This window comes from Bifidobacterium sp. UTBIF-78, assembly GCF_006408945.1.
In the GTDB taxonomy this organism is placed as follows: domain Bacteria; phylum Actinomycetota; class Actinomycetes; order Actinomycetales; family Bifidobacteriaceae; genus Bifidobacterium; species Bifidobacterium myosotis.
The window spans coordinates 1-13,910 of record NZ_JFAO01000063.1 but is presented as its reverse complement, the minus strand read 5'-3'; the positions used below and the strand labels follow the sequence as shown (position 1 = coordinate 13,910).

Below are 13,910 nucleotides of genomic sequence, written 5' to 3'. Positions count from 1 at the left end.
AAAAATGTCCCTCGTTCTGGTTCCATGTCATCCGAAGATCCTTTCCACGTCTATTGAACCGCCATCGCGGTCGAATTCTTCCTGTACGGCATCGCGAATAGCCTTATCGGCGAGCCAGTCCGCCGCGACGGCGGCCAGTCCGTATGAGGCGTCGTGTATGCCTTTGCGTCCTTGCTCCCCGTGCGCGTACTGCCCGAATTCGGGAGTATGGGCTGAAACATCCGCCGGCGCGATCTTGAAGGTTGGGTGCACCCCGGGGAGCCGTTGACTGATGTTGCCGAAATCCGTGGAGCCGGCAATGCCAGATGGGAGCGTCGCCTGGTCATAGACGATTCGTCCCTCAGAGCGTTCATGCTGTGCGAATCGCGCTCCGAGCACACTATTCTGCCGGACCGGGAATGACGCAGGCCGTGGATCCCAGTTCACGGTTACTCCTGTGCCTGTGGCCAGAGCTATGCCACGGCTGATGTTGTCCACTCGCTGGCTCAGTTCCCGTAGGGTCTGGATACGCGGGGATCGCACATAGTACCGAATAGTCGCCTGCTTGGGGATGATGCTGGGCCGATCGCCTCCCTCGAGGATGTTCCCGTGGATACGGTCCTCGGGGTAGAGCTGTTGCCGTAGCAATCCGACTGCTTCGTAATGAAGCGCTACCGCGTCCAAGGCGTTGCGGCCTTGGTATGGCATCGCGGCCGCATGCGCCGGCACTCCGTGATAGGTGATGTCCACGATGCGGCGTCCGAGAATGCCGAGGCCTGCTGAATCAACGCTTGAGGGATGCGCCATCTCCGCTGCATGGATGCCTTGGAAGAAGCCTTCGCGGGCAATAGTCTCTTTGCCGCTGTTTCCTTCCTCCGCTGGTGTTCCGATAAGCGCAACTACACCTTTGAAGTCCTGTTCGCGGATTTCGTCAGGCAAATGTTCCGCTGCTATCTTCAATGCGAGAAATGCACCGACGGATGATGCCGCAATGGTGTTATGGCCGCATCCATGTCCTATTTCCGGCAAAGCGTCGTATTCCGCTAGTATGGCGATTCGGCGTTCATCTCCATGCTCGGCGTCCCATGTAAGCCCATCTGCGCTGGCTGGCTCGGGTGTGCCATCGAGTAAGCGGGCCTGGAACGCAGTGTCAAGGGAGCCGAGTCCCTGCTTTCCTTCAATGCCGTGCTTGGCGAGAAGTCGGAGTATCGCCTCGCTGCTTTTCCGTTCTTGGAAGGCCTCCTCACGGAATTGGAAGATATCGTCCGACAGTGCATATAGCTCGTCGGCTATCTGGTCGCGCGCACGTGAGATGGCCTTTATCGTCTCGGGGTGAGCGCCTGAATACGGCGATGTGAGGCCGGGGAATTCGGCGGCTTTCTGTTGGAAGACTCGGTTGCGTTCCTCCAGATAGTAGGTACTGGGGGATTCCGGCAGCCCGATTACCCGGTCGAGCCCATGTTCGGCTGCTTCTCGTGCCTGGTTTGTCATGTCGTTCCCCTCACTGCTTCGCCGCGTCGATGAGCAGGTCAAGACGCGCGTCCGCGCCCTGCTTGATGCCGGTCACGTTCTTGGATACGCCGAAGGCGCTGGTCAGTTCGTGCACAGGTACGAAGTGGCGGCCCTCGATGATATCGGATTGAATCTTCGCCAGTGCGGTATTGCGCTTTGAGGCGTCACCGATCTTGAGTTGGTCCTTGAGCTCCTGTTCGATGCCCTGGTCCTGGATGGGCCAATTGTTGGTGCCCTCATCGCTGAATTGACTGCGTAGCACGTCACCGTCCACGTTCGACAGGTTGGACCAGGCCAGATCGAACTTGCCGGGGCCTATCACTGCTATGAATTCCGGGATTGTGCCGGAGAACTGCTCGGAGTCGATGCCCACCGCCTTCAGCTGTTCCTGAATGATTGCGATGCTGTCGGAGTTGACCGCGGAGTTGTTCTTGTAGGCGATTCGGAGCTTGAGCTTCTGACCGTCCTTTTCACGGATTCCGTCCGCGCCTTTCGTCCATCCGGCTTTGTCCAGATCGGCTTCGGCGGCTTTGGGGTCATAATCCGCCAACTTGTCCTTCTGGGACTTATAGCCGAGGGTCGTGTGGCTGATGGGACTGTCCGCCACTTTGGTGCGATCGTTCCATGCGCCTTTGACCACTTCGGCCGGATTGACCGCGTGGGAAATCGCATCACGGATCAGTTCATCCTGGAACAGTGGCTTCTTCTCATTGAAATAGACCCCGAACACCGTGCCTGGGTTGGAACGCTGCACGACGTTGGCGCTGGCCGCCACGGTGTCGTAGTCGTTCGGGGACACGGACTCGATGACATCCAGTTGTCCGCTGACGAGGCCGCCCGTGAGGTTCGCCGATTCGGTGATCACTTTGAATTCGATGCTGTCCAGATGAGCATCACCGGTGTTGTCGAATCCCTTGGGAGCCCACTTGTAGCCGGCTCGCTTCGTCACGACCGTGGACTGATCTTTTGTATACGATTTGAGAACGAAAGGCCCGGAACCCGAAACCTTCTTTCCGTTCGCGCGTTCCTCATACGGCACCTGCGTGGACTTATCAGAGATCAGCCCCATGGTCGGAGTGGCGGCCTCGGAGAGGAACGCCGCATTCGGCGCGGAGAACTTCACTACGGCGGTATGCTCGTCGACGACCTGCGTGCTTTCATACGTCTTCACGTACGCGGCACCTACGGAGGAGGCGCCGGCCTTCTTGACATCGTCGAGATTCGCCTTCACGGTTTCGGCCGTCAGCTTGGTCCCATCCGAGAAGGTCACATCATCCCGCAGTTTGAAGGTGAACTCGGTGGCATCGGCGTTCGACGAGAACTCCTCGGCCAGCCAAGGCTCTATCTTCTCGGTTTTCGGGTCCTGATAGACCAGTGAATCATACAGCTGACGGGTGATGTTCCATGTCGTATTGCCGTTTCCGAATGCGCTCGGATTGAAGTTGATAGGGTCGGAGCGGACGCCGAACACCAAGTTGCCGCCGTCCTTGACAGGAGCGGCCTCAGCCTTTTCATGCGTGCCGGAGGCCGAACCGCATGCGGAGAGCGCGGTGACCAGTGCAAGCGCTGCGGCGGTAAGCGCCAGCAACTTCCCCCTCTTGCTTGTTGCCATGTTGTTTTTTCCCTTCTTATCATTGCCGTTGATGGCGGTTATGCGTATTCATGCGAAGAATGCTGTGCCCGGAATGGAATCAAGCAGTTTCCGGGTATATTCCGTGGCGGGATTATTGAACACCGACTCGGTGTCCCCCTGCTCTTGTATCCGTCCGTGGTCGATGACCGTGATCGAGTGCGCGATGTCTCGGACTACGGCCAGATCGTGAGAGATGAACAGGTACCCTACTTTTCGATTGCGTTGAAGATCGACCAGCAGATCAAGGATCTGCGATTGCGCCGTCACGTCCAACGCTGAGACGGGTTCGTCAAGCACCAATACGCTCGGTCTGATTGACAGAGCTCGGGCTATCGCCACACGCTGCCGTTGCCCGCCGGACAACTCGTTTGGATATCGTTCCAGCAAGTTCGTCGGCAGTTTCACGGCGTCCAGCATTTCAGCGGCCACTTGTCTGCGCTCTCTCCGGCCGAGGCGCTGGAACGCGCCTACTGGCTCGCTGATCAAATGACCGATGGTCATTTTCGGATTCAACGAAGCGTATGGATTTTGCTGGACCACTTGGATCTGCTTTCTCAATTGCCGCAAATGCTCACCGCGCACATCGCTGATGTCTTGACCATTAAGCCTGACGATTCCGCTGTCAGCGGATTCCAGCCGAAGGGCGATGCGTCCCAACGTGGTTTTCCCGGACCCGCTTTCACCTACAAGCCCCATGGTTTCACCCTTATTGACAGACAAGCTGACGTTGTCCAAGGCGACGACATCACGGTCCTTGCGGCTCCTCGCCCGGAACACTTTGGCGATGTTCCTCAAAGACAGCGCCTCGATATTGTCGGGCGATGCCCCGGACCGTTTTGATGATCCGACGGAATGAATGCGCCTTATGGCATTCAACCCAGGGGCGTTCGCGATGAGTTGCTTCGTGTATGGATGCTGGGGATTCTGTATGATGTCCTTGGTTTTGCCTTCCTCCACGATGCTTCCATGTTGCATCACAAGGATTCGGTCGGTGCGGTCCGCTGCCACACCCAGATCATGGGTTATCAGCAGTTCGGACAGACCGTGTCGTTCGACCTGTGCATCGAGGTTGTCCAGAATCGTCTTCTGCACCGTCACATCCAGCCCGCTTGTCGGCTCGTCAGCAATCAGGAGGCTGGGCGTGTTCACCATTGCGATGGCAATCAGTACACGTTGCTTGAGACCGCCCGATAACTCATGCGGGTATTGACGACATCTCAATTCGGGATTGTCGATGCCCGCTTCCTGAAGCACCGTGCGCACGCGTTCGTCGCGCGCCATGGAATCCAATTTCCCGTGTGCGGTGAGGGCTTCGGCGACCTGCTCTCCGATACGCCGCAGGGGATCCAACGATACGGTGGGATCCTGGGGCACGTATCCGATGGCGCTGCCACGCAACTTGTTGAGCTCGCGTTCCCTTAGCGTGAGCAAGTTCGCATCTGCGAAACGTATGTCGCCTTGCTCCACGATGAGGTTGCGCGGTTCGAGTCCGATGATCGTCGATGCAATGGTGGATTTGCCCGATCCGCTTTCGCCCACTAATGCGACTCGTTCGCCGCGGCGAATGCTGAAACCAGCTCCGTGGACGGCCTTCACTATGCCCTTCCGCGTCGCATAGGAGAGTGTGAGATCGGTTACCCTCAAAATGATGTCGCTGTTCATATGGTCCGGCTCCGTTCGTTCAGAGTGGTTGCGATTCTGTTGGATGCCAGCACGGTCAGAGTGATTACAACGCCAGGAAAGAAAGTCAGCCATCCTTGTGCCGCCAAATAATTACGGCCATCGGCCACGAGAGCACCCCATTCCGGCGTAGGAGGGGTCGCCCCATACCCAAGGAAGCTGAGCGAGGCGACCGAAAGGATGATGGAGCCGAACTCAAGAACGCTCAGAACGATGACTGGGCCCAGCGCATTGGGCAGCATATAAGCCAGCAGCACATGCAGCGTTCTGGCACCTCCGGCCTTGGCGGCCTCGATATAGGGGAGCTCCCTGATCTGTAGTGTTTGTGATCGAGCGACACGCGCTATGGACGCAATCGTGGTGATCCCAACCGCAACGGCGATCTTCACAGTCCCGAAACCCAGCGCCACCACTACAGCCAAGGCAAGCAGCAGACGGGGAATGGAGAGAAGGATATCGACGCCACGCATGATGACAGCATCGACCCATCCTCCCCAGAAACCCGATACAATGCCAAGCGTGACCCCCACGACGAAACTGATCGCCGTTGCAAGTAGCACGGCTTGGAGCGTCAACGTCGATCCATGGACCACTCGAGAGAACAGATCACGCCCCAGCTGATCAGTGCCAAACCAATGAGAGAAGCTCGGACGCTGCAGTTTTTCACTGATATTATTGGCCAACGGATCCTGTCGGGTAATGACATTCGGGAATATAGCGCCGATGAGGACGAGGGCGAGCCATGCCGATGAGATGAGGAAACCGAAACTGGTGTAGCTTCTGCCATCACCCCGTCTGCCATTTTGCAAGAAACGCGCTCGTTTACGGATCTTTTCTTTGACGTTGCGTGCGCTCCGGAAAGAGACACTGGCGACAGATACAGAACCCATGACGTAGACCTTATCTTCCTTAGCTACTGATTTATGCTGCGTTTAGACGGGAAAAACGTCCGCCGGCCAGCCGGATACGAGGATCAATCCATCCATAGGCCAAATCAACAAGCAAATTGGCCGCGCTGTAGATGATTGCTACGACTAATACAACACCCAGCACCGTGGGTATATCTTGTGAGGAGACCGCAGTCACCACGACACGGCCCAACCCGGGACGTGAGAATACAGTCTCAACCACAGCAGTGCCTCCCAGCAAATGACCAACCGTCATGCCCGCGACGGTAAGCACGGCCAACAAGGAATTAGGGGTGATATGACGGAACAGAATGCCAAGCCGCCCGATGCCCTCGGCTCTTAATTGGGAAACGAAAGGCTTCTCGTCATTCTCACGCATCGACTTAAGAAATACCTGTGCCATCAACGCGCTGCTGGGCAATGCTATGGTGAGCGCCGGGAGAATAAGCCCTAAGGGCCCGTTGTCTCCAAAAGCAGGAAGAAGCCGAAGTTTGAAACTGAAGAACTGTATGAGAAGCATGCCAAACCAAAACCCAGGAATCGAATTCCCCAAGGCCGGTAACGAATCAAGGACATGACGCAACCAACTATTCGAAAACACAAGGGAGAGTTCACATACCACAGTGGCAAAAACGGCCGCCACGAGGAATCCCAGCCCTGCCAGCGGCAGCGTGTACCACAACGCCTCCGTAATCAATCCGCCCACTGAGCGGCTTTGCTGCAGTGAAAAACCAAGATCACCATGCAGCAAAGCCGACAAATGATTGAAATACTGGACAATCACCGGCTGATCAAACCCGTACTTCGCCGCCAATGCAGCACGCTGCGCCGGATCGATGTCGGTCGAGTCGGGACCGAGAAACAAGGAGATGGGATCACTCGGCAATGCGTACAGGAGGAAGAAGGCGAAAGTATATGCGGCGAATACGACAAACACCGCCTGCAGCAACCGTTTGATGATATATTCCAACATCTGTCCCTTCAACAAGATCCCCAACCCAATGCGAATCCCCAACCCGCTTGGATGATTCATCAGAGTACAGGGAATTCATCGAGTAACATGCATATGCGATATATGAGTTGCTTATGGCGGGCTATCCTGTGCTCCATCCGCATCTTCTTCGTCCGGTCCAATATGAACCACATATGGATAACACTCAGAACGGAATATGAAACAACCAAGCCTGTGGCTGTTCAAACAGCGGACTATTCGAGAAGGCCCTCGCCGACGAATACGCCATCACCGTCACCGAAGGCGTCGAATCCTCCCAGGACATGGCCGACATCGCCCGCAAACGCGGCATGACCGTCCAGATCGGCACCGCCGAAACCGCGGACCTGCCCCGGGACACGTACGACATCATCTACTTCAACGGCTCCTCAAGCTACATCCCCGACCTCGAAATCGCCTACGCTAACACCCTCACCGCATTGAAGCCCGGCGGCAGGCTCATCCTCCTCGACGTGCCCAAGGAAAGCGCCTACGGGCTCATGTACCTGCTCGCCGCCACCCAGAACGGGTACGACAGCCCCGAACTCCAAGGCACCCTGCCCGAGCTCCCCTACCCCATCGAACTCGCCAAATCCGCCTACTGGCACACCACCGAGGAGAAAAGCCACATCCTCACCGACAGGCTCGGCCTGCACGACCCCACCTACCTGCAGACCCTCATCGCCAACCCCGTCTACACCAACCGGGCCGTCGAGGAACCCATCGACGGCTACACCCAAGGCGGATACATCGCCATCACCGCCACCAAGTGACGGAGGCGTCCACCACGTTACACACAAAAGGTGGAAAAGATCATCGCCTTGATCTTCCACCTCACTGTCCGCGGAATGTAACCACCGTTCGAGTCATCGAGGCGTCAGCACGTGGCATCGCGCCGACGAGCGACCAACACATGCATGGTGCTGCACCATGTGAGCGACTAGGCTTACATAGACGCCCACATGGTGCAGCACCATGCAATTCATCGCTGACATATGGTCAGGAGCATAATCATTCGCGTGGAGCGACCGTCACCAAAGCCTTACGCGCTGCGAACTTGGTAGCAAGCCAGCCCTTGGGACGCCCTGCCGCACGCCATCGAAGCATCGCCTTATGCCGACGCCACAGGTACAGTGCGAACAAGGCAATGACCAACACATCGATGACGGCCACGATTGTGGTGATCACAGCGTTCCAGTTGGTGGTCCTCTTCTCGACGGCGCTACTGTTTGCGACCATGTACAGCACGTTATGAGTGGCGCGACGCAGCGCCTGACGGCCTGTGGGCGTGTTCGTGGTGTCGCTTGTCATGAACATGTCCTGCAGGAAATTGAGGTTGAGGTCATTGCCGGCAAGCAGACTGCGGTTGACGTCACTGGTGTCCGCAGCCATCGTACAATCGGTGACCACGGCACCGCGGAAGCCCCATTCGTCGCGGAGCACGGTAGTAAGCAACGCGTAGCTCTCGGCAGCCGGGGTCGTGCCGATACGGTTGAACGAGCTCATGAGTCCAGTCGCGCCTCCCTCTTTGACCGTGATTTCGAAAGGCTTCAGATACAGTTCACGCATCGCCTGCTCGTTGGCCCAAGTCACCAGACCGCCGTCGGCACGATGGGTTTCCTGATCGTTGAGCGCGAAATGCTTGGTATAGGAGTAAACGCCGCTACCCTCGATGCCGCGTACCTCGGCGGCCACGATCTTACCAGTCAGCACCGGGTCTTCGGAGACGTATTCGTAGTTGCGGCCGCCGAACGCGCTGCGATGCAGGTTGGCACCCGGCGCATACAGGCCATCGACGCCGTACGCCTTGGCTTCCTTCGCCAGCAACGCACCCACTCGTTCGGCCAGTTCCACGTTCCATGTGTATCCAAGCACGCTCTGACCGGTGAGCTGGGTACCGTTGACTCGGGCAAGGATATTGTTGAGTCCGTTGGGACCATCACTGTCCAGAGTTGTCGGCTTGCCGACTGAATTGACACTCGCTGTCAGCCAGCCGGCGTTGCCTACCAAAACCTTCATCTCGCCAATTGTCACCTGATCGAGCAGTCTCGACCATTTCGGATCGTCGTAGTCCAAGCCCTTCACATCAGCCAACGTAAGACCATTGTGGGCCCCAGTGATGATGTCGTCATCGGTGGTATCACCCACCGGTTCGGGATCGGTCAGATTCTTCACCTGTTCGGCAGTGGCTTCCTTGGCGACCGCTGCACGCTCGGTGGGCATCGTGCCTTTCCAATCGGCGCGAGAAATATAGGTAAGACCATCGCCGGAGCTCACGTCGTCGAACTGGTTCGTAGCGGCGACGTTATCGGAAGAACGAGCTCCATCATGATCATCGTCATAGATGACGTCATGGTCACGTTTCAGTTGTCGCGATGCCACAATAGTGTGCGCATCGGTCTGTAGATTGATGTCGTAATCACCGGCTTCAAGCACATAGGCTCCACCCTTGGCCTTTACGCCCGTGTAATCGTAGCTGGCAATGTCCTCCCAGTCGAACGAGACCGTCACCGTCTGCGACTTCCCCGGTGACAGCTCATCGGTCTTGGCGAAGCCCGCCAATTCCACCGAGCTCTTCTCGATGCCTCCCGGAGTGTACGGTGCGCCAACATAAATCTCCACAACCTGCTTGCCAGCGACCTTGCCGGTGTTTTTCACTGTGACGGTGGCGGTGATGGTCGTGCCATCATCCTTGACGGAATCGAGCGTTTCATCGAACGTGGTGTACGACAAGCCGTATCCGAACGGATATTGCACCACCGAATCATAATCAATGAAACCATCCGCAGCCGCTGTCTCGTAATAGCGGTACCCCACGTAGATGCCTTCGACATATTCGACATAATGATAGGGGTCCTGTCCCGAAAGAGCGTCTCCGGTTCCAGCGAACAAGGCACCGTTCGTATAGCTCACATTGGAATAGTCATACGCGCCGAAGTTGTAGTAAGACGGGGCGCTTTCCACCTCGTAGGGGAATGTGTCGACCGTTTTTCCCGAGGGGTTGACCTCACCGGTCAGCACCTTGCCGATGGCATTGGCACCCGTGGCTCCCGTGACGCCGACCCACAGGGCCGCGTCAATCGATTGATCTTCAAGGAAGCCCAGCTCCATGGCATTCGGGCTGTTGAGCACCACGACCACCGTTCCGAAATTGGTCTTCACCATATTCAGCAGGTCCTCTTCGTTGGGCGTGAGCTCGAGGTAACTGCGGCCCGCTTCGGAACCGGTGTAATCAGCCATATCAAGCGGCAAATCATAGCCTTCGCCGCCCTTACGGGTCAACACCACAATGGCTGCATCGGAATAGTCACGCGCATCGTCGATGAGCTTCTGGTCATAATCGGATTGGGGAAGTTCGTACAGATTCCAGTCGGTACCGACAAGTCCCTTGTCTTCGGCCGCGACAGCATGCTCGTCATAGAAGCTCTTCAACTCGGCGTTGGGCTTCAGACCGGCGTTCTCTAGCCCCTCGTAGAACGTCACGTTGCTCGTTTCATCCCCCGCACCGGAACCGGTGCCGCCGTACGAGAAGTTGTTGCCTGCGGTCGAGCCGAACACGTTCACTGCGGAGACGCCGTTGAACGGTAAGACGTTGTTCTTGTTGTCGAGCAGAATAATGCCTTCCGACTCGACTTCCTCGGTGATATCAGCCGTGGCCTGACTGGCCGCCTTCACCGAACTTGAACTCGCGTCAACCTTGTCGGTGACAAGCGAGAGCAGGCTCGCATGAGGCGCGACAAACGCATACATGGCGATACTGATGGTTGCTACAATCGCCATGAGTATGTAGGACAAGACGAGTACGGGCCGGTTCGGCCTGCGTGGCACCCGTGCCTTACTGGATTGCTTCATCGGTTTCTCCTATCTGAACAAAACGACTCGGCATTCATCTGCACCGTTGCCTGAATCTGATGAACACCTCGTCGAGCGTCGTGATATTTACTGTATTGAGTCCAAATTCGCACTACATCAGGTTTGACATAAACTGTCTATCGTCGGACCTAATCGACACCGGTCGTAACAAGATACACAATAAGGCAGCCGGTGCAAAGCATGGATGTTGGAAGTGCAAAACCCAAAGTATCATCCGAACAGCAGGGCCGAACCCGGAAGCGGTCGACCGGCGTCGTCGCCTATCGAAGGATTGGCGAACCGCAGAAAGGAACAACAGCAACTATGTACAACGCACTGATTGTCGAGGATGACACTACAGCAGCCAACACCCTATGCTCCTATCTCGCGCGTTTCGGAGAGCAACACGGCATCGGTTTTACAGCACGCGTACTTACCGACGCCGAGCAATTGCTCAGCGGCCATCACGAGGCGGATGTCATGTTCCTCGACATCGGATTACCAGGAATCAACGGTATGGACGCCGCCGAATTGATTCGCCAGAACAACAACGAGATTCCCATCATCTTCGTCACCGACCTTGCGCAGTTCGTCATACGCGGTTATACTGTCGGCGCGCTTGATTTCATGGTCAAGCCGGTGCCGTATAACGATTTCGCACTGCGTATGGGCCGCGCCATGCGCATCATCGAACGCAACACGGGGTCAGCCATCACCATTGCGTCTCCCAACGGATTACGCATCGTACGAACGCGCAGCATCATGTATGTGGAGGTGCTGAGTCACAACCTGCACTGGCATATCGCCGGCGAGACCGATCTCATACGGCAGAAGGGCTCGCTTTCCGCGTTGGCCGAGCAACTGGCGCGACTAGGGGAAACGAGTTTCTGCCGGATCAGCGCAAGCCACCTAATCAATATGGGACAAATCCACCTCATCCGTCCTGATTCCGTCATCATGAACGACGGTACAACAATCACGATTACCCGCACATATAAACAACAAGCGCTGGAGACTATCAACCGCTATATCGGGGGCAGTATCTGATGGACAATCCATCATTCATGGGAACTACCCTGGACTTCGGAAATCATGCAGCACATGCAGGCGGCATCATATCGATGCTAATCAATGCGGTATGCCTAGCGGTGGCTGTAAACCTGTTTTCCCGCGGTCTGACGCCGCGCTACCCGTTGCGGATACGAATCGCCATTATGGCCGCTCTCCCCTTAGTAGCGACCGGCATCTTCAGCACTGCCGTATTTCTCATCCCTTATCCGGCACATTCCAAGGCACCACAACCATCAGATGCAGCGGACATATTACAGCCCGCAGCCAGATATGCACCGCTTATCATCATGTTTTCTGCCGTACTGATAGTCTGCGTAGCCGTCGTACATAGGCTATACCGCATGTCGCTTCAAACCGCTATGTTCTGCGCCACGGCCGGCTATACCATGCAGAATCTTGCAAGCGGAACCACCGAACTGGCTGCCAGCATCATGCGAGCGAACGGCATTGACCCCACACTGCCGATCCCCTATCTGGCCAATACCGTGATTTGCGTGGCTTTGGTATACAGCGGATGCCATCTGCTTCTGGTACGCAGAATCAATCACGATGGCCTCGCATCCATGGCCAATCGTCAGATGACGCTCATGCTGCCCGTGACATGCCTGATCATCATCGGATACGATGTGGTGCTCAAAAGCCTGGAGGGGATCGGACTCGGCTTGAACTACATCCTCATACTCCGACTGCTCCACGGCTTCGCATGCATCGCCACACTCTGGACCGAATACAAACTGCTCTATGAGACCAGCATCGAGCAGGAACGCGTCATCGCCGAGCATCTCCTGCACGAACGTGAGCGGCAGTATCAGATCAGCAGGGAAACCATCGAAGCCATCAACATCAAATGCCACGACCTACGTCATCAGATTCGGATATTGGCCGACCAAAGCGGCACGCCCGACAGGGCCGCAATCCTCGACATCACGCAGACACTGTCCATCTATGACTCATCAGTACTCACCGGCAATGACGCACTGGACACCATACTCACCGAAAAGCAACTGCTCTGCACAAACCAAGGCATCACACTGACATGCACCGCCGACGGCAAAGCACTGAACTTCATGGCACCAGCCGACCTGTACGCCTTATTCGGCAACGCATTGGACAACGCCATCGAGGCCAGCAATACACTTGCGCAAGGAAAACACCAGTCCATCACGGTGGCCGTACGGCATTCCATGGGATGCGTCTCAGTTCATGTGGAGAACTATTACGGAGGGGATCTCCACATCGACCACGACGGCCTGCCGATAACCCGCAAGACCACGAACAGCGGAATACCCGATACCACGAACCACGGCTTCGGCACGCGCTCGATGATGGCCATCGCCAAACGCTATGGCGGAACGTTCTCCGTCACGGCTCAGAATGGGACATACTGCATCGATATCATGTTCCCCATCGACTAGCCTATCCGCCGAATTCTGGTACAACAAGCAATGCCCCGAAACCCCCACCTACGTGATGGGCGGACACCTCATGGCCTACGAGTATCCCGACGAATTCAACACAAGGCTTGACCAGTTCCTCGACTCGCTCGACAAGTGACCCATCGCAGTCCGCCGGCCCCGCCCGTCCCCATCGCGGAGGCCGGCGGATGTTCTTGTCAGGCAGGCCGCGGACATGGCATGAATACGCCTTCGGCCACGGGAGCGATCCCCGCTCTTTCAATTCCGGTAGAAATGTACCGGCAGGGAAACCGCGTCCCTATGCTGCAGCCATGACGAACATCAACGAGACCCCGCAGAACCATCCTTGCGCCGATACCGGGACCAGTATGGATTCCGAAACCGGCATGCGGCGGGATGCCGCCGGGAATCCGCAGCACGATACGAACCCCGCCTCCGGCGGCACGGGACGGCCGGCGCCCTCCAATGTTTCCGGATGCGAAACCATCGGCTCGCTGGTGCACAATCTGCTCGAGCGGATCGACGAGATTCAACAGGGAAAGCGGGACGGCGTTCCCACCGGATTCCGTGACATCGACTCGGCCATCCAAGGCCTGTGGCCCGGACAGCTTGCCCTCATCGCGGGACGGCCGGGCATGGGCGAGTCGGTGCTCGGACTGGATTTCGCACGGGCCGCCGCATTGCGGCATCATATGGCAACGGTCGTGTTCAGCTCGACGATGAGCCCGGCGGAGCTGGCGCAGCGCGTCGTCTCCGCCGGGACGGACATCCCGATGGCGACGCTGAACCACGGCAGATACCTGGACGGCGTGACGGACGAACGGTGGAACCGCCTGAACGAGACTCCCCTGACAGCAGCTCCCGACATA

9 protein-coding genes and 1 pseudogene are annotated in these 13,910 nt (G+C 57.0%); 4 read left to right on the top strand and 6 right to left on the bottom strand.

The annotated features are described in order from the left end of the window. Positions 1-27 precede the first annotated feature (27 nt). From BG22_RS10280 to BG22_RS10260, 5 genes are read right to left on the bottom strand one after another with little or no spacing between them, the layout of a single operon-like run. Positions 28-1,470 carry an amidohydrolase gene (locus BG22_RS10280; protein WP_140495325.1) on the bottom strand — a complete coding sequence of 481 codons (1,443 nt, stop codon included), beginning with the start codon at positions 1,468-1,470 and terminating at the stop codon, positions 28-30. Positions 1,471-1,480: 10 nt separating this feature from the next. Continuing rightward, complete coding sequence (locus BG22_RS10275) at positions 1,481-3,103, bottom strand: ABC transporter substrate-binding protein (RefSeq protein WP_140495323.1); 1,623 nt, start codon at positions 3,101-3,103, stop codon at positions 1,481-1,483. A gap of 48 nt (positions 3,104-3,151) precedes the next feature. Next, positions 3,152-4,786, bottom strand: coding sequence for an ABC transporter ATP-binding protein (locus BG22_RS10270; RefSeq protein WP_140495321.1), 1,635 nt, complete (start codon positions 4,784-4,786; stop codon positions 3,152-3,154). Beyond that, positions 4,783-5,694 carry an ABC transporter permease gene (locus BG22_RS10265; protein ID WP_140495319.1) on the bottom strand — a complete coding sequence of 304 codons (912 nt, stop codon included), beginning with the start codon at positions 5,692-5,694 and terminating at the stop codon, positions 4,783-4,785. Before BG22_RS10265 ends, BG22_RS10270 begins: the two co-directional genes overlap by 4 nt. Before the next feature lie 31 nt (positions 5,695-5,725). Further along, on the bottom strand, positions 5,726-6,745 hold the full coding sequence (locus BG22_RS10260; protein WP_140495317.1) for an ABC transporter permease: 1,020 nt from the start codon (positions 6,743-6,745) through the stop codon (positions 5,726-5,728). 167 nt (positions 6,746-6,912) lie between these two features. Between BG22_RS10260 and BG22_RS10255 the strand changes: the two are divergent. Continuing rightward, positions 6,913-7,476 (top strand): annotated as a pseudogene (locus tag BG22_RS10255) (class I SAM-dependent methyltransferase); the annotation flags it as partial. A 238-nt stretch (positions 7,477-7,714) separates the two neighbouring features. Here the strand turns inward: BG22_RS10255 and BG22_RS10250 are convergent. Further along, positions 7,715-10,483 (bottom strand): glycoside hydrolase family 3 protein, encoded by a 2,769-nt coding sequence (locus BG22_RS10250; RefSeq protein ID WP_181163492.1) that lies wholly within the window; start codon positions 10,481-10,483, stop codon positions 7,715-7,717. Between the two features lie 396 nt (positions 10,484-10,879). Between BG22_RS10250 and BG22_RS10245 the strand changes: the two genes are divergently transcribed. The 3 genes from BG22_RS10245 to BG22_RS10230 all read left to right on the top strand — a co-directional run. Then, entirely contained in the window at positions 10,880-11,602 is a 723-nt protein-coding gene (locus tag BG22_RS10245; protein ID WP_181163491.1) for a LytTR family DNA-binding domain-containing protein, read from the top strand. 17 nt (positions 11,603-11,619) lie between these two features. Then, a complete protein-coding gene (locus tag BG22_RS10240) occupies positions 11,620-13,041 on the top strand; it encodes an ATP-binding protein (protein WP_181163490.1) in 1,422 nt (473 codons plus the stop codon). A 311-nt stretch (positions 13,042-13,352) separates the two neighbouring features. Continuing rightward, the coding region (locus BG22_RS10230) for a DnaB-like helicase C-terminal domain-containing protein (protein ID WP_308810467.1) at positions 13,353-13,910 on the top strand (558 nt) is incomplete at its 3' end.

Coding starts and splice junctions, on each gene's coding strand:
- BG22_RS10280 (WP_140495325.1), bottom strand. CDS start 1,470: ATGACAAACCAGGCACGAGAAGCAGCCGAACATGGGCTCGACCGGGTA.
- BG22_RS10275 (WP_140495323.1), bottom strand. CDS start 3,103: ATGGCAACAAGCAAGAGGGGGAAGTTGCTGGCGCTTACCGCCGCAGCG.
- BG22_RS10270 (WP_140495321.1), bottom strand. CDS start 4,786: ATGAACAGCGACATCATTTTGAGGGTAACCGATCTCACACTCTCCTAT.
- BG22_RS10265 (WP_140495319.1), bottom strand. CDS start 5,694: ATGGGTTCTGTATCTGTCGCCAGTGTCTCTTTCCGGAGCGCACGCAAC.
- BG22_RS10260 (WP_140495317.1), bottom strand. CDS start 6,745: ATGAATCATCCAAGCGGGTTGGGGATTCGCATTGGGTTGGGGATCTTG.
- BG22_RS10250 (WP_181163492.1), bottom strand. CDS start 10,483: ATGGCGATTGTAGCAACCATCAGTATCGCCATGTATGCGTTTGTCGCG.
- BG22_RS10245 (WP_181163491.1), top strand. CDS start 10,880: ATGTACAACGCACTGATTGTCGAGGATGACACTACAGCAGCCAACACC.
- BG22_RS10240 (WP_181163490.1), top strand. CDS start 11,620: ATGGGAACTACCCTGGACTTCGGAAATCATGCAGCACATGCAGGCGGC.